This is a genomic window from Streptomyces sp. NPDC050508, assembly GCF_040655155.1.
GTDB lineage: Bacteria > Actinomycetota > Actinomycetes > Streptomycetales > Streptomycetaceae > Streptomyces.
On record NZ_JBFAJJ010000014.1, the window covers coordinates 69,701 to 84,934 of the forward strand.

The following is a 15,234-nucleotide window of genomic DNA, read 5'->3' on the forward strand; positions in this document are numbered from 1 at the left end:
TGGTGGTTGCAGGCATCCGTGGGGTGGCGCGGCTGCGGTGACCGATGCCGGAGTCGCTCAGGATGCCTGTGTCGTCGTGCGTATACGGAAGTCGGTCCAAGGCGTCGGTTCGGTGCCGCCTTCGTGGTCCTCGTACCAGCCCGTGCCGTCGAGCCACGAGCGCAGCCAGTCGGCGAGGCTGGGCGCGTCCACGTACCACGCGTGATCCGGTTCGTCCGCGTTCGGTTCGAAGAGCAGCACGGTGGCCTGTGGGGTTCGGCAGTCCACGCACGCGTACATCGCGCAGCCCCAGTGGGATATCGGCAGGACGCCCTCGGGCCAGGGCCAGTCGGGGTCCTTGTGTCCGCTCGCGCGGTGGGCGAGGTACTGCGTGACGGCGGCGGGTTCGCCTGCGGGCGGGTTGTCGAGCAGGGGCAACAGGCCGTACTCCGGGCCGAATCCGCCGTCGCTTATGCGCGAGTAGAGCGCGGCGAGCAGCGGGGGCAGGCCGAAGCCCAGGGCGGTCTCGGCCCGGGTCACCGTGGCCTCGTCCACGGGGGCGGGCAGGGAAGTCCAGCCCCACGGGCGGGTGTTGCGGGCCTCGACGGCCCCCCGTGTCAGCAGTTGCTGCTCGTTCTCGGTCATGGCTTCATAGTGCGACCCGCCACTGACAATCGGGCCGGCCTGTGGACAACCAGGCGGTTGTGGAAAACCTGCTGGTCGTATGCCCCGGCGGCGGGCGTGGTGCAGTGACGGACAGTCAGGCCAGACGGACGTCTACGTTCCGTTCGGCGAGGAAGGCGAGCAGTTCGTCGAACGTCGGCGGGCGTGGGCCTGTGTGTGGAGTGACGCCGAGGCAGGTGCGGGCGACGGCGGCGTCGTGCCAGACGAGGGTGAGGGGTGTGGCGGCTCCCCAGCAGCCAGGCAAGCAGTCGTCGAGGGCGTCCAGGCCCCAACCGAAGTATCCGGCGGGGCCGTTCACTGCCTCGCCCAGAGCGCAGAAGAAACCGGGCGGGTCGGTGATGTGCCTGCCGTCCAGGTGGTAGGTGGTGCCTGGCGGCCGGTCCGTGATGTCGTGGGTGTGGTTCGCCAGGGCCATGTGCAACCAGAACTGGCGGCCTTCGGCGTCGCAACCGGCCCAGCGGCCGGACTCGGAGGGACGGCCCTCGCCCCACAGGTCCCACACCTCCCGGGCCGCGAGCGGCGGCCGTTCCGACCACGGGTCGAGGGTGAGGTCGACCAGGCCCGGGCCGCGCGCGGACGGGATCCAGGCCCGTAACTCGCCCTCGGCGGCGGGCTGCAGGACCCGGCCGGACGAGTCGACACGCAGGACCTTGGCGTGGCCGAGGTCCTCCTCGCCGCCGTCCAGGGCAGTCCGCAGCGCGCCGCGCGGGGAGCAGCCCAACAGCCGCACGGGAGGCTCCAGCGGTTCAGGGCGGCCTTCCTGCATGTGGGCCAAGTCCCGGCAACTGCCCCATGGTTCGCCGTCCGCGCTCAGCACCCGGTAGCCCGGGGACAGGGGCGGGCACTGCGGATAGTCGTAGGGGTTGTCGTCGGACTGTCTCCCCTCGACGGTGACGTCCCTCAGCGACAGGTCACGCGCGCAAGGACGATCGCCGACGACGCGTACGTCCTCCAGCCACCACTCGCCCTCTCCCCTGCCGGACTTGTCGAGGGTCTCCAGGGTGAGGAGGCCGAGGGGCGCCGAACCGTCGGCACGCGCGCGTGCGAGGGCGGCGCGGAGTTCTCCCTCGGGGGCACAACCGAGGAGTTCGTACCTCTCCCGTGCGGGAGGCGGTGGGTCGGCGAAGAGGTCGTCGACGTCCTCGCACAGGGCCCAGGTCTGCTCATGGCCGTGCTCGCCTGTGGACTCGGCTCCTTCGTCGTACGACAGCAGGACGTACTTCGGCGCCCCCACCTGTGCCCGGCCGTCAGCGGGTGGCGAACGGCTGGTCCGTGGGCACGATTTCGCGGCCCAGGGGGAACAGCGAGACGGGGATCAGCTTGAAGTTGGCGATACCGAACGGGATACCGATGATCGTGATGCACATGGCGATGCCGGTGACGATGTGCGCGAGGGCCAGCCACCAGCCCGCGAGGATCAGCCACAGGACGTTGCCGATGCAGGAGGGGGCGCCCGCGTCCCGGCGCTCGACCGTCGTGTACCCGAAGGGCCACAGGGCGTAGACGCCGATGCGGAAGGCGGCGATGCCGAACGGGATACCGATGATGGTGATGCACAGCAGCGCGCCCGCGAAGAGGTACCCGAGGAACAGCCAGAAGCCGCTCAGGACGAGCCAAATGACGTTCAGGATGGTTTTCACTGAGGGCGACCTGCCATCTTCTCTAGCCGGGCGATGCGCTCCGCCATCGGCGGGTGTGTCGAGAACATCTTGGAGAGTCCCTGGCCCGGACGGAAGGGGTTAGCGATCATCATGTGGCTCGCGGTCTCGATGCGGGGCTCCGGGGGCAGCGGAAGCTGCTTGGTGCCGGCGTCGAGCTTGCGCAGCGCGCTCGCGAGGGCGAGCGGGTCCCCGGTGAGCTGGGCGCCGGACGCGTCGGCCTCGTACTCCCTGGAGCGGCTGATCGCCAACTGGATGAGGCTGGCCGCGAGGGGACCCAGGATCATGATCATCAGCATGCCCAGGATGCCGGGTCCGTCGTCGTCGTTCGAGCGGCCGATCGGGATCAGCCAGGCGAAGTTGACGAGGAACATGATCACCGAGGCGAGGGCGCCGGCGACCGACGAGATCAGGATGTCGCGGTTGTAGACATGGCTGAGTTCGTGGCCGATGACTCCGCGCAGCTCGCGCTCGTCCAGGATGCGCAGGATGCCTTCGGTGCAGCACACGGCGGCGTTGCGCGGGTTGCGGCCCGTGGCGAAGGCGTTGGGGGCCTCCGTGGGCGAGATGTACAGGCGCGGCATGGGCTGACGGGCCTGGGTGGAGAGGTCGCGGACCATCCGGTACAGGGCCGGGGCCTCGAACTCGCTCACCGGGCGGGCACGCATCGCGCGTAGCGCCAGTTTGTCGCTGTTCCAGTACGCGTACGCGTTCGTGCCCAGCGCGATCACGACCGCTACGACGAGCCCCATGCGGCCGAAGAAGCTGCCGATGACGATGATGAGTGCGGACAGTCCCCCGAGGAGAACTGCGGTCCTGAGCCCGTTGTGCCGGCGGTGCACGGTACGCCCTCCAAATCGTGCAGCAGGGGAACCCTTTGCTTGCTGATCTCTGATGCCACCGGTGTCGTGGTGTCACGTCCAGTGGACCCTCCCGTACTGGTCAACGCCAGGCGGGAGGCACTAGTTCCCTTGTGCGTGCGGCGCCGGGCGTGGGCCGTCCGGGTGAGGACGGTGGTATGTGCCGGTGGCTCAGAAGAGTCCGGTGTCGGCGAAGCGCAGGACCAGTTGGGGTGCTCCGGAGAGGGCGATTCCGAGTGCGCCGGTGAGGGCGAGCGCGGCGGTGAGGGGGGCGGGGACCCGGTGCCTGTCGTGCTCGCCCTCGGGGGCGCGGAACAGCAGGGCCGTCCACTGGAGGTAGTAGAAGAGCGCGATCACCACGTTGACGGCCATGACGACCGCGAGCCAGCCCAGGCCCGCGTCGACGGCCGCCGAGAAGACGGTCACCTTGGCGAAGAGACCGATGACGCCCGGCGGCAGTCCGGCGAGGCACAGCAGGAAGAAGGCCAGGAGCAGGGCTGCGAGCGGGTTCGACGCGTACAGGCCGCGGTAGTCGCTGATGCGGTTGAGGGCCCTGCTACGGCCCACCAGTGCGGCCACCGCGAAGGCGCCGAGGTTCACGGCCGCGTACATGAGGGCGTACGCGACCGTGGAGCCGATCGACTTCTGGGGGTCCTTGGAGTACGCGGCGGCGGCGATCGGTACGAGGAGGTAGCCGGCCTGGCCGACGGAGGACCAGGCGAGCAGCCGTACCGCGCTGTACGCGCGCGTGGCCTGTTGGCGCAGGGCGCCCAGGTTGCCGACCGTCATGGTGAGGGCGGCCAGTACGGCGAGCGCCGGGCCCCACACGTCGGCGTACGACGGGAAGGCGACGACGGTGACGAGGATCAGGCCGGAGAAGCCGACCGCCTTGCCGACGACCGACAAGTAGGCGGCGATCGGGAGAGGCGCTCCTACGTAGGTGTCCGGTACCCAGAAGTGGAAGGGGACGGCGGCCGTCTTGAAGGCGAAGCCGACGAGGGTGAGGACGACGCCGGTCTGGGCGAGGGTGTGGAACTGGCCGTCCACGTGCTGGATGCGGTCGGCGATCTCGGTGAGGTACAGGGTGCCCGTGGTGGCGTACACGAAGCTGACGCCCATCAGGCTGACCGCGGTCGCGGTGACCGAGGACAGGAAGAACTTGAGGGCCGCTTCGGCGGACTTCTTGTCGCCGTGCCGGATGCCGACAAGGGCGAAGGCGGGCAGGGAGGCGACCTCCAGGGCGACGATCAGGGTCGCGAGGTCGCGGGAGGCGGGCAGGAGGGCGGCGCCCGCGGCGGAGGACAGCAGCAGGAACCAGTACTCCCCTTCGGGGAGTCCCTTGTCGGCGTCCTTCAGGGTGGTGATCGACAGGAGGGCAGCCAACAGGGCGCCGCCGAGGGCCAGGAACTGGACGACCAGGGTGAAGCGGTCTGCCGTATAGCTACAGGCAGTTGCGTCGCCGGTCAGGCAGAAGGTGGCGTGGTCGCCGTCCAGGAGGGGCAGCAGCATCAGGGCCGAGGCGGCCAGGCCCGCGACCGACACCCAGCCCAGGAGTGCTTTTCGGGCCTCCTGGAGGAACAGGTCGGCGACGAGGACCACCAGTCCGACGACCGCCGTGATGATGGGCGGTGCGATCGCGAGCCAGTCGACGGACTGGACCATCGACTCCGCGAGAGGCTGGGCCAGGGCGCTCATCGGTTGCCTCCTGCGAGGAGCTGCTGCACGGCCGGGTCGGTCAGGCCGAGAAGTGCCTTCGGCCACAGGCCGGCGGCGACGGTGAGGGCGACGAGCGGGGTCCACGCGGCGAACTCGTACGTCTGGACGTCGGCGAGCTTCGGCGCTTCCTGCGCCACGGCGCCCATGCAGACGCGGCGGACCACGGCGAGCATGTACGCGGCGGTCAGCAGGGTGCCGAAGGCCGCGATCGCCATGAAGGTGAGGAACGCGGGGCGGCTGAGGCCGGCGGCGGGCTTGAACGCGCCGAACAGCGCCAGCATCTCGCCCCAGAATCCGGCGAGTCCGGGCAGTCCGAGCGAGGCGACTGCGGCGAACGCGAGCAGGCCGCCGAGGCGGGGTGCCTTGCCGTAGAGGGCGGCGCCGGTCTCCTCGGCGAGGGTATCGAGGTCGGTGGTGCCCGTGCGGTCCTTGAGGGCGCCGACGAGGAAGAAGAGCAGGCCGGTGATGAGGCCGTGGGCGATGTTGGCGAACAGCGCGCCGTTCACGCCGGTCGGCGTCATCGTCGAGATGCCGAGCAGGACGAAGCCCATGTGGCCGACGGAGGAGTACGCGATGAGGCGCTTGAGGTCGCCCTTCGCGCCCTGTTTCGCGAGGGCGAGGCAGGCCAGGGAGCCGTAGATGATCCCGACGACGGCGAACGCGGCGAGGTAGGGCGCGAAGGTGTGCATGCCGTCGGGTGCGATCGGCAGCAGGATGCGGACGAACCCGTACGTGCCCATCTTGAGCATCACGCCGGCCAGCAGGACCGAGCCGACGGTCGGTGCGGCGGTGTGGGCGTCGGGCAGCCAGCTGTGCAGCGGCCACATCGGCGTCTTGACCGCGAGCCCGATACCGATCGCCAGAACGGCGATGACCTGCACGGATGTGGTCAGTGACCGGCCGTTGTCAGTGGCGAGTGCCACCATGTCGAATGTGCCCGCCTTGATTCCGATCAGGAGCAGGCCGAGCAGCATGACGACGGAGCCGAGCAGTGTGAAGAGGATGAACTTCCAGGCGGCTTGGGTCCGTTGGGCACCGCCCCAGCGGGCGATGAGGAAGTACATCGGGATGAGGACGGTCTCGAAGGCGAAGAAGAAGAGGATCAGGTCGAGAACGGCGAAGGTGGCGAGGGTGCCGGACTCCAGGACGAGGATCAGGGCGACGAACGCCTTCGGGGACGGGCCCGCGGGCATCTTGAAATAGGAGTAGAGCGCGCAGAGGAAGGTCAGCAGCGCGGTCAGGACCAGGAGGGGGAGGGAGATGCCGTCGATGCCGAGGTGGATGCGCACGTCGAGTGCGGGGATCCAGCTGATGTCGGTCGTGGCCTGCATCTTCGACGGGTGGTCGTGGTCGAAGCCGAGCGCGAGGACGACCGCGGCGATGAGGATCACGCCGGTCACGGTGACGCCGTGCCGTAGTACGGCCTGCTCGGGCGACTTCCCCTTCAGTCCCGGCGGGGCGGGCAGGAGAGCGGCGACGGCGCCGAGGAGCGGGCCGACGACGATGAACGCCAGAAGGACCTGCATCACGGACTCGTTGATATCGATCACGCCTGCTCACGCTCCCGTGGCGACGAGGAGGACGGCGACCGTCAGGACGACGGTGCCGGCGAGCAGCGCGCTCACATAGGTCTGCAGATTGCCGGTCTGAGCGCGCCGTACGGCGGCTCCGAGCAGGCGGGGCAGGGTGCCCGCGCCGCGTACGTAGGTGTCGACGACCTCGCGATCGAGGAACCGGACGAGACTCGCCGCGGCCAGCACCGGGCGGACGAACAGGGCCGCGTACACGGCGTCCAGGTGGAAGCCGACCGCCGCGTGGCGGTGCAGCGGGCCGAGCAGGAGGCGGCCCGGGTCCGCCGGGTCGGGTGCCGATGCCACGTCTCCGTAGGCGGCGGTGTGGCTCGCGATGGCCTCGGCCTCGACGAGTCCGGCGTCGCCCTCCGGGTGGGCCGCGACCGCGCCCAGCGGTGAGCGGGCCGCGAGCGCGGTCGTCTGTCGCCAGGTGCCGTAGGTGAGGATGCCGCCGACCAGGGCGACTCCGGTGCCCAGCACCGAGGTGGTGAGCGTCGGGGTCAGGTCGCGGCCGTCGAACCAGTTGGGCAGCACGCGGTAGGCGAGTCCGCCGAGGGCGAGGGACGGGACGGCGAGCACCCACAGCACGGCGTTCATCGCCACGGGTTGCCTGCCGTGGTCGGGGGCCTCGACGCCACGACCGCGGAAGGCGAGCAGCCAAAGGCGCATCGCGTACGCGGCGGTGAGCAGGGCCGTGAGCAGACCGGCGACGAGGACGATCCAGCCCGCGACGCCGGGGATGTGTCCGCTGTGCTCGGTGGCGACGTGTTCGGCGGCGCCGAGGACGGACTCCTTGGAGAAGAAGCCGCTGAACGGCGGGATCGCGGCGAGCGCGAGGAGCGCCACGGTCATCGTCCAGTAGGCGTCGGGGACGCGGGCGCGCAGGTTGCCCATGCGGGACATGGCGGCCAACGAGTTGGTGCCGGAGGCGTGGATGACCACACCGGCCGCGAGGAACAACAGCGCCTTGAACGCGCCGTGGGACAGGAGGTGGAAGACGGCGGCACCGCGGTCGCCGACGGCGAGGGCCCCGGTCATGTAGCCGAGTTGACCGATCGTCGAGTAGGCGAGGACGCGTTTGATGTCGTCCTGGGCCAGCGCGGCGAGACCCGAGCCGGCCATGGTCACGGCGGCCATGACGGCGAGGACGACCATCGCGGCCGAGGAGGCCTCGAAGACCGGGAGGAGACGGGCGACGAAGTAGACACCGGCAGCGACCATCGTCGCGGCGTGGATCAGCGCGGAGACGGGGGTCGGGCCCGCCATCGCGTCGGGGAGCCAGGTGTGCAGCGGGAACTGCGCCGACTTGCCCGCCACACCGGCCAGGAGCAGCAGGGCGATCAGTGTCGGGTGGTGCAGCCCGCCGTTCGTGACGGTGCTCAGGATCTTGGTGATGCGGAAGGACCCGGCGTCGGTGGCGAGCGCGAACAGGCCGATCAGGAAGGGGACATCGCCGAGTTTGGTGACGAGGAAGGCCTTCATGGAGGCGGCGCGGGCCTCCGGGGTCTCCCAGTAGTGGCCGACGAGGAAGTAGGAGCAGATGCCCATGACCTCCCAGCCGACCAGCAGCACGATCAGGTCGCCGGAGTAGACGACGAGGAGCATCGCGGAGGTGAAGAGGGAGACGAGCGCGGCGTACGAGGGGTAGCGCGGGTCGTCGCGCAGGTAGCCCGTCGAGTAGATCTGCACGCAGGTGGCGACGAACCCGACGAGTACGGCGACGAGGGCGGCGAAGCCGTCGATGTGCAGGGCGAGTTCGACGGGGACCGAGCCGGTGGGCGTGAGTTCGGTCGCGGAGTCGATGGCCGCGCCGCCGCCCTGGCGTACGGCGACGACCGCGGCCAGTGCGAGTGCGGCGAGCGTCGGCAGGACGGCGAGCGGGCGGACGAAGCCGGGGGCGCTGCGGCCCAGCAGCAGGCCGGCCGCGGCGCCCAGGAACGGAAGGAGGGGGACGAGGACGGCGAGGGTGGTCGTGGTCACGCGGTGGCCTCAGCCTTCTCGGCCGCGGGGGGCTCGGTGCCGTTGCCGTCCGGACCGCCGGGATTGTCAGAACCGTGGGTTCCGTCGGGGCCGTCGGTCTCGTGGCCCTCGGCGGTGTCGCGGAGCTTGTCGATGTCCGAGGTGCCGCGGCCCCGGTAGACGGCGAGGACGATCGCCAGGCCGATGCCGATCTCGGCGGCGGCGATGGCGATGGTGAACAGGGTCAGGGCCTGGCCGGAGTGCAGCTTCTCCTCGGCGGTCCTGCTGAGCCAGACGTCGAAGGCGACCAGGTTCAGGTTGACGGCGTTGAGCATCAGCTCGACCGACATCAGGACGAGGATCGCGTTGCGGCGGGCGAGGACGCCGTAGATGCCGGTGCAGAAGAGGAGGGTGGCGAGCACGGCGGGATAGACGAGGTGCATCAGCGGGTTCCCTTCTGCTCGGTGGGGTTGTTCTGCTCTGACGGGGTGTTCCGCTCGGCCGGATCGTTGCCTTGAGACCGGCTATTTCGCCTGAACGTGTGATTACGGGAATCCGGGACGGATGGGGAACTACCGGTCGCGTCCCGGGAGTTCACAGGGGGAGAGTTCAGCTCCGACTTCGTCTTGCGGGACAGGACGATCGCGCCGACCAGGGCCGCGAGAAGAAGGACGGAGAGGGCCTCGAAGGGAAGGACCCAGTTCTGGAACAGGCTCGCGCCGGTCACCGCGGTGGAGCCGGCGGCCGGACCGTCCAGGTCCATCCAGGTCGCGCGGAAGGCGTCGACGACGACCCAGACCAGAGCCGCCGCGGCGACGACGGCCACGGCGAGGGCAATCCACCGGTTGCCCGAGTCCGCGTCCGGGGAGCGGCCGATGGGGGCCTTGGTGAGCATCAGACCGAAGAGGAGGAGGACGACGACGGAACCGACATAGATGAGGACCTGCACCCAGGCGATGAACTCGGCGGTGAGCAGGAGGTATTCGACGGCGATGCCCCCGAGGGCCACCACGAGCCACAGGGCGGCGTGCACCAGCTGCTTGGTGGTGACGGTGACGAGGGCGGCGCCGAAGGTGACCAGGCCGACGAGGAGGAAGGCGATCTCGACGCCGGTCGGGGAGAGGAAGCCGTGCGGGTGGGTGGCGGCGAGGGTTGCCGTGGCGGTGGTGGCTGTTGCGGCGAGGGTCACGACTGTCCCTCCGGCGGCTCGGTGGGGTCGACGGGCTCGGCCTGCGTGACCTCTGCGGGCTTGGCCTGCGTGGCCTCGGTGACCTCTGTGGCTGGGGCGGCTTCTCCGGCCTCTCCGGCCTCCACGACCTCCGCGGGCTGGGCGGGCTGGGCGGGCTGGGCGGGCTGGGCGGGCTCAGCAGCCTGGGCGACCTGCGCGGCTTCCGCGGCCTGGGCCGCCGACAGCTTCTCGGCGGTCTTGCGGGCGGCGGCGATCTCCTTGGGCTCCTCCGCGCCGGGGTCGAGGGCGGGTGGGGCCGGGACGGTCCACATCCACTCGCGGAGCTTGTCGCGTTCGTGGGTGAGTTCGTGGATGTCGGTCTCGGCGTACTCGAACTCCGGGGACCAGAACAGGGCGTCGAAAGGACAGACCTCGATGCAGATACCGCAGTACATGCACAGGGAGAAGTCGATGGCGAAGCGGTCGAGGACGTTGCGGCTGCGCTCGCGGCCACCGGGGGCCGCTGCCGGGACCGTCTCCTTGTGGGAGTCGATGTAGATGCACCAGTCGGGGCACTCACGGGCGCAGAGCATGCAGACCGTGCAGTTCTCCTCGAACAGGCCGATCACCCCGCGGGTGCGGGGCGGGAGGTCGGGCTGGGTGTCCGGGTACTGCTCGGTGACGGTCTTCTTCGTCATCGTGCGGAGGGTGACGGCCAGGCCCTTGGCCAGGCCGGAGCCGGGGATCGGGACCATCAGAGGAACACCACCTTCACGATGCCGGTGAGGGCGATCTGAGCGAGGGAGAGGGGGACGAGGAGGGTCCAGGAGAGCTTCTGGAGCTGGTCCTCGCGCAGACGGGGGTAGGTGACGCGGAGCCAGATGACGACGAAGGCGAGGATCGCGCTCTTCAGCAGGGTCCACACCCAGCCGAGGCCGTCCGCGCCCCACGGGCCGTGCCAGCCGCCCAGGAAGAGGACGGTGGTCAGGCCGCACAGGACGACGATTCCGGCGTACTCGGCGAGGAGGAAGAGCGCGAAACGAAGACCGGTGTACTCGGTGTAGGCCCCGAAGATGATCTCGGAGTCGGCGACGGGCATGTCGAAGGGAGGCCGCTGGAGCTCGGCCAGGCCCGCCACGAAGAACACGATCGCGCCGACGATCTGCCAGGGCAGCCACCACCAGTGGAAGGCGTCGACGATGCCGGGGAGGGAGACCGTGCCGGCTGCCATCGCCACGGAGGCGGCGGTGAGCAGCATGGGGAGTTCGTAGGCGAGGAGCTGTGCGGCGGTGCGGAGGCCGCCGAGGAGGGAGAACTTGTTGGCGGAGGCCCAGCCGGCCATGAGGGAGCCGAGCACGCTCACGCCCATCACCGCGAGGACGAAGAAGATGCCGGCGTCCAGGACCTGGCCGACGGCGCCCTCGCTCGGGCCGATCGGGATGGCGAGGAGGACGAGCAGGTACGGGAGGAGGGCGACAGCGGGGGCGAGTTGGAAGATACGGCGGTCCGCGCCCGTCGGGACGATGTCTTCCTTCTGCGCGAACTTGACGCCGTCCGCGACGAGTTGGGCCCAGCCGTGGAAGCCGCCGGCGTACATGGGGCCGAGGCGGCCCTGCATGTGGGCCATCACCTTGTGCTCGGTCTGGCCGACGATGAGGGGGAAGGTGAGGAAGACGACGAAGACGATCAGGAGTCGCAGGGCGACGTCGAGCGCGTCGTTCACTGCGAGCCTCCTGCGGGGGTGTCGGGAGTTGGGTTCTCGGGAGCGGGGCCTTCGGGGGTGGGGGGTGAATCGGGCCCTTCAACTGCGTCCGCGTCAGCTGCGGTTGTGTCCGCGTCGGGCTCGGGCTGCTCGAAGGCTGGGCGGGCGTTGTGCCACGGGGCGTCCGTGCTGCGGGGAGCGGTGGGGGGCTGGGTGGTGCTGCCCTCTCGTGTTGATGCCGGTCCCTGTGACGGTTCTGCCGTGGGTGTCGATTCCGGTTCCACCGCCGGTGCCGGCATCGGCGCCTGTTGCGATGCCGAGCCGTCGCTCGCGCTGCGCGACCGGCGAGGGGGTGTCGCGCCCGTGCCCTGTTGACTCGCCGAGCCCTCCGAGGCGCTGCGTGCGCGACGCGGCGCGGCCGGGGTTCCCGAACCCTGCTCACCGGCACCGATACCGGTCCCGTCACCGGCATCCCGGCCCTGGCCCTGGCCCTGGCTCACCGAACCCTCGGTCGCAGGCACCGCGCCCTCAGCCGACGCCGCCTGACTCACCGACCCCTCCGAAACCGAACGGGCCCGCCGCACAGGGCGATCGCCGGCCGCGCGGGCCGGACCGTCACCCGCCACACGGGCCGGAGCCTCGCCCGCCGCACGTACAGGACGGTCACCCCCGGCACGTACCGGACGCTCACCCGCAGCACGCCCCGCCCCCCGTGCAGGCCGCGCCGGAGCCGCCGGAAGCCGGCCCTTCAACGGGCCCCACTCGTTCGGGTCGGGGACGCCGGGCGGGAGCATCTGGCGGCGCTTGGGGCCGCCGTGGTCGGACTCGCCCGGTTCCTTGGCCCCGGGCCAGGCCTTGGCGACGCGGGCCGCCAGGACGAAGTCCTTGCGGAGGGGGTGGCCTTCGAAGGTTTCCGGGAGGAGGAGGTGGTCCAGTGCCGGGTGGCCCTCGAAGTCGACGCCGAACATTTCGTGGGTCTCGCGTTCGTGCCAGGCGGCGCCCGCGTAGATGTCCACGGCGGTGGGCAGTACCGGCGTCTCGTGCGGGACTGTCGTACGGACGAGGAGACGGCGTACCGGTGCCAGTGCCACGACGTGGGCGGAGACGCGGAAGCCGGTGCCGGGTTCGTCGACCGCGCTGAGCCAGTCGAAGTAGGTACAGCCCAGCTTGTCGCGAGCGGTGCGCAGGGCGGAGAGCCAGGCGGTGGGCGGTACGTCGACCGTGAGGAGTTCGTACGCCTCCTCGGCCGTGGCCTCCGTACCGAAGAGTTCTTCGGTGGGGGCGGGCAGCCAGCCGACGGTGGTCATCGTTCGTCCCCCGAGCCCGAGTCGGAGTCGGAGCCCGAGGACGAGCCCGCACCCGCCGAACCCCCAGCCGTACCCGAACCAGAGCCGGAACCCTCAGCCGTACCCGAACCCGAACCGGGACCCCCAACCACCGGCGCCATCACCAGCCCACTCTGCAGCGCAGCCGTCGAAGGCCGGGCGGCAGCCACCCCGTACCGCTCCCCCAGCGACTCCCGGGCGATCTTCTCCTGGAGTTTGAGGATGCCCTGGAGCAGGGCTTCGGGGCGGGGCGGGCAGCCGGGGACGTAGACGTCGACCGGGATGATCTGGTCGACGCCCTTGGTGACCGAGTAGGAGTCCCAGTAGGGGCCGCCGCAGTTGCTGCACGCGCCGAAGGAGATGACGTACTTGGGCTCGGGCATCTGCTCGTAGAGGCGTTTCACGGCCGGGGCCATTTTGTCCGTGACCGTGCCCGACACCACCATCAGGTCGGCCTGGCGCGGGCCCGGCGCGAAGGGGATGACGCCGAGGCGGATGAAGTCGTGGCGGGCCATGGACGCGGCGATGAACTCGATGGCGCAGCAGGCGAGGCCGAAGTTGAAGACCCAGAGGGAGTAGCGGCGGCCCCAGTTGAGGACCACCTTCATCGGTTCGGGGGCGAGGCGGGAGAGGGCGCCCAGGCGTTTCGGCTCGGGGAGGTACACCGGCTCCGGCGAGGAGGAGGAAGCGGAAGAGGAAGCGGCCGAAGTCATGTCTGGCGTCACGTCCATGCCAGGACGCCCTTCTTGTATGCGTACAGCAGGCCCACGGTCAGGAAGCCGAGGAAGATGAACATCTCGACGAGGGTGGTCGCCCCGTAGCCGGGCGCGGCGAAGACCGTGGCCCAGGGGAAGAGGAAGATCGAGTCGACGGCGAAGATGACGTACAGGAACGCGTAGACGTAGTAGCGGACTTGGGTGTGTGCCCAGCCCTCGCCGACGGGGTCGACGCCGCACTCGTAGGTCAGGAGTTTCTCGGGGGTGGGGACGACCGGGCGCAGCAGGCGGCCCGCGCCGAAGGCCACGGCGACGAAGAGCACGCCGACGACGGCGAGCAGTCCCACGACGGAGTAGGACCGGAAGTAGTCCGCCGCGACGACCACGGTCGGTTCCCGCAAGGTCCGCAAGGTCTCCGGCAACGTCTCCCGCAAGTCCGCCCCTCCTCTTCCCCGGCGACCGGCAGTTCGGCCGCTACCCCGGTGACCCAAGTGAACTCTGTGTTCGACGATCTGTACGCACGGGAGTCTAGGCCCTGTTAAAGGCACGGTAAGCAGCCCGTCACGGCTTGAGATCCGCCCGAGACGCCATGGTGGGGTTTCCCCCAGCAGACGAGGGCGGCGGACCTCATGGCGCTGAGGCGCGTCGCGCGGCACGCTGGCCCATATGACCGTACGCATCCCCTACGCCGACCCGGTGGCACCCGGCGGCGAGTTCGACGAGCCGCTGCCGCCTGCCCGTTTCGCCTACGACAGACACACCTGGAAGGAGATCGCGCATCTCCTGGCGAATCTGCCGATGGCGGTGTTCGGCTTCGTCTATGTGGCGACGATGCTGTTCTTCAGCGCCGGGCTGACCGTCACCGTGGTCGGGTTTCCGCTGCTCGCGCTGGGGTTGCTGGGCTCGCGGCTGATCGGGAAGTTCGAGCGGGGCCGGGCCAGGCGGCTGCTCGGGGTGCGGATCGACGAGCCGAGCCCGTTGCCGTTGCGCAAGGGGGGCGGGCTCGTGCAGCGGGTGTGGATGGCGCTGAAGGACCCGGTGGCCTGGCGGACGGTGCTGTACGACGGGATGCGGTTGCCGTGGGGCATCGTCACCTTCACGATCACGCTGACCTCGCTGTTCGTGGCGTGGCCGGTGCTGCCGTACATCGCGCGCGGGCTGGCGAACGCGGACCGGGCGATGGTGCGGGGCCTCCTCTCCCCCTCCGACGAACTGGAGCGCCGTATCGCCGAGTTGGAGTCGGACCGGGGTGTCGTGGTCGACACGGCGGCGGCGGATCTGCGGCGCATCGAGCGTGATCTGCACGACGGGGCGCAGGCCCGGCTGGTCAATCTGGCCATGGGTCTTGGGCTGGCCAAGGAGAAGTTGCTGGAGGGCCAGGCCGACGAGCATGTCGCCGCGATGGTCGACGAGGCGCACGGTGAGGTGAAGCTGGCGTTGCAGGAGCTGCGCGATCTGGCGCGCGGTATCCATCCCGCCGTCCTCACCGACCGCGGACTCGACGCGGCGCTGTCCTCCGTCGCCTCGCGCTGCACGGTGCCGGTGAAGGTGACGGCCGATCTGGGCGCGCGACCGGCGGCCGCCATCGAGGGGATCGCGTACTTCACCGTCTCCGAGCTGCTGCAGAACATCAGCAAGCACAGCGGTGCCCGTACGGCGTCGGTGGACGTGTGGCGGTCGGCGGACCGGCTGCTGATCCAGGTGTGGGACGACGGCCGCGGCGGCGCGAACCTCGACGGCGGCACCGGCATGCGCGGCCTCGCCGACCGGCTCGGCGCGGTCGACGGCCTGTTCGTCCTGGACTCCCCGCCCGGCGGCCCCACGACGGTCACCGCGGAGCTGCCCTGGCGCGAGCGGACCGCCGAACCGGGCGGCAAGCAGGGCCCGAGGTAGGGA

The 15,234-nt window shown here is 70.3% G+C and carries 15 protein-coding genes; 1 reads left to right on the forward strand and 14 read right to left on the reverse strand.

Annotation, left to right across the window (positions count from 1 at the left end):
- Positions 1-57: 57 nt before the first annotated feature.
- The 14 genes from AB0I69_RS33850 to AB0I69_RS33915 all read right to left on the reverse strand — a co-directional run bounded on the left by AB0I69_RS33850 (position 58) and on the right by AB0I69_RS33915 (position 13,739).
- Entirely contained in the window at positions 58-624 is a 567-nt protein-coding gene (locus tag AB0I69_RS33850; RefSeq protein WP_363099540.1) for an SMI1/KNR4 family protein, read from the reverse strand.
- A gap of 115 nt (positions 625-739) precedes the next feature.
- Entirely contained in the window at positions 740-1,897 is a 1,158-nt protein-coding gene (locus tag AB0I69_RS33855) for a barstar family protein (RefSeq protein ID WP_363099541.1), read from the reverse strand.
- A gap of 13 nt (positions 1,898-1,910) precedes the next feature.
- Positions 1,911-2,303 (reverse strand): YccF domain-containing protein, encoded by a 393-nt coding sequence (locus tag AB0I69_RS33860; protein ID WP_363099542.1) that lies wholly within the window; start codon positions 2,301-2,303, stop codon positions 1,911-1,913.
- The gene (gene htpX, locus AB0I69_RS33865; RefSeq protein WP_019061147.1) at positions 2,300-3,163 is read right to left on the reverse strand and encodes a zinc metalloprotease HtpX; all 864 of its coding nucleotides are present in this window, start codon (positions 3,161-3,163) and stop codon (positions 2,300-2,302) included. Before htpX ends, AB0I69_RS33860 begins: the two co-directional genes overlap by 4 nt.
- Positions 3,164-3,352: 189 nt before the next feature.
- Positions 3,353-4,876, reverse strand: a complete 1,524-nt coding sequence (locus tag AB0I69_RS33870; RefSeq protein ID WP_363099543.1) for an NADH-quinone oxidoreductase subunit N — start codon at positions 4,874-4,876, stop codon at positions 3,353-3,355.
- Positions 4,873-6,447, reverse strand: a complete 1,575-nt coding sequence (locus AB0I69_RS33875) for an NADH-quinone oxidoreductase subunit M (protein ID WP_363099544.1) — start codon at positions 6,445-6,447, stop codon at positions 4,873-4,875. The genes AB0I69_RS33870 and AB0I69_RS33875 overlap by 4 nt, the downstream gene beginning before the upstream one ends.
- Before the next feature lie 6 nt (positions 6,448-6,453).
- Positions 6,454-8,448 carry an NADH-quinone oxidoreductase subunit L gene (locus AB0I69_RS33880; RefSeq protein WP_363099545.1) on the reverse strand — a complete coding sequence of 665 codons (1,995 nt, stop codon included), beginning with the start codon at positions 8,446-8,448 and terminating at the stop codon, positions 6,454-6,456.
- The gene (nuoK, locus tag AB0I69_RS33885; protein ID WP_363099546.1) at positions 8,445-8,870 is read right to left on the reverse strand and encodes an NADH-quinone oxidoreductase subunit NuoK; all 426 of its coding nucleotides are present in this window, start codon (positions 8,868-8,870) and stop codon (positions 8,445-8,447) included. The genes AB0I69_RS33880 and nuoK overlap by 4 nt, the downstream gene beginning before the upstream one ends.
- On the reverse strand, positions 8,870-9,616 hold the full coding sequence (locus AB0I69_RS33890) for an NADH-quinone oxidoreductase subunit J (RefSeq protein ID WP_363099547.1): 747 nt from the start codon (positions 9,614-9,616) through the stop codon (positions 8,870-8,872). Before AB0I69_RS33890 ends, nuoK begins: the two co-directional genes overlap by 1 nt.
- Positions 9,613-10,350: an NADH-quinone oxidoreductase subunit I gene (locus AB0I69_RS33895; protein ID WP_363099548.1), complete on the reverse strand. Its 738-nt coding sequence runs from the start codon at positions 10,348-10,350 to the stop codon at positions 9,613-9,615. Before AB0I69_RS33895 ends, AB0I69_RS33890 begins: the two co-directional genes overlap by 4 nt.
- Positions 10,350-11,318, reverse strand: coding sequence for a complex I subunit 1 family protein (locus AB0I69_RS33900; RefSeq protein WP_363099549.1), 969 nt, complete (start codon positions 11,316-11,318; stop codon positions 10,350-10,352). Before AB0I69_RS33900 ends, AB0I69_RS33895 begins: the two co-directional genes overlap by 1 nt.
- On the reverse strand, positions 11,315-12,604 hold the full coding sequence (locus tag AB0I69_RS33905; protein WP_363099550.1) for an NADH-quinone oxidoreductase subunit C: 1,290 nt from the start codon (positions 12,602-12,604) through the stop codon (positions 11,315-11,317). The genes AB0I69_RS33900 and AB0I69_RS33905 overlap by 4 nt, the downstream gene beginning before the upstream one ends.
- Entirely contained in the window at positions 12,601-13,353 is a 753-nt protein-coding gene (locus tag AB0I69_RS33910) for an NADH-quinone oxidoreductase subunit B family protein (protein WP_363099551.1), read from the reverse strand. Before AB0I69_RS33910 ends, AB0I69_RS33905 begins: the two co-directional genes overlap by 4 nt.
- The gene (locus AB0I69_RS33915; protein ID WP_363099720.1) at positions 13,344-13,739 is read right to left on the reverse strand and encodes an NADH-quinone oxidoreductase subunit A; all 396 of its coding nucleotides are present in this window, start codon (positions 13,737-13,739) and stop codon (positions 13,344-13,346) included. The genes AB0I69_RS33910 and AB0I69_RS33915 overlap by 10 nt, the downstream gene beginning before the upstream one ends.
- Before the next feature lie 265 nt (positions 13,740-14,004).
- Between AB0I69_RS33915 and AB0I69_RS33920 the strand changes: the two genes are divergently transcribed.
- On the forward strand, positions 14,005-15,231 hold the full coding sequence (locus AB0I69_RS33920) for a sensor domain-containing protein (protein ID WP_363099552.1): 1,227 nt from the start codon (positions 14,005-14,007) through the stop codon (positions 15,229-15,231).
- The last annotated feature ends 3 nt before the right edge of the window (positions 15,232-15,234 follow it).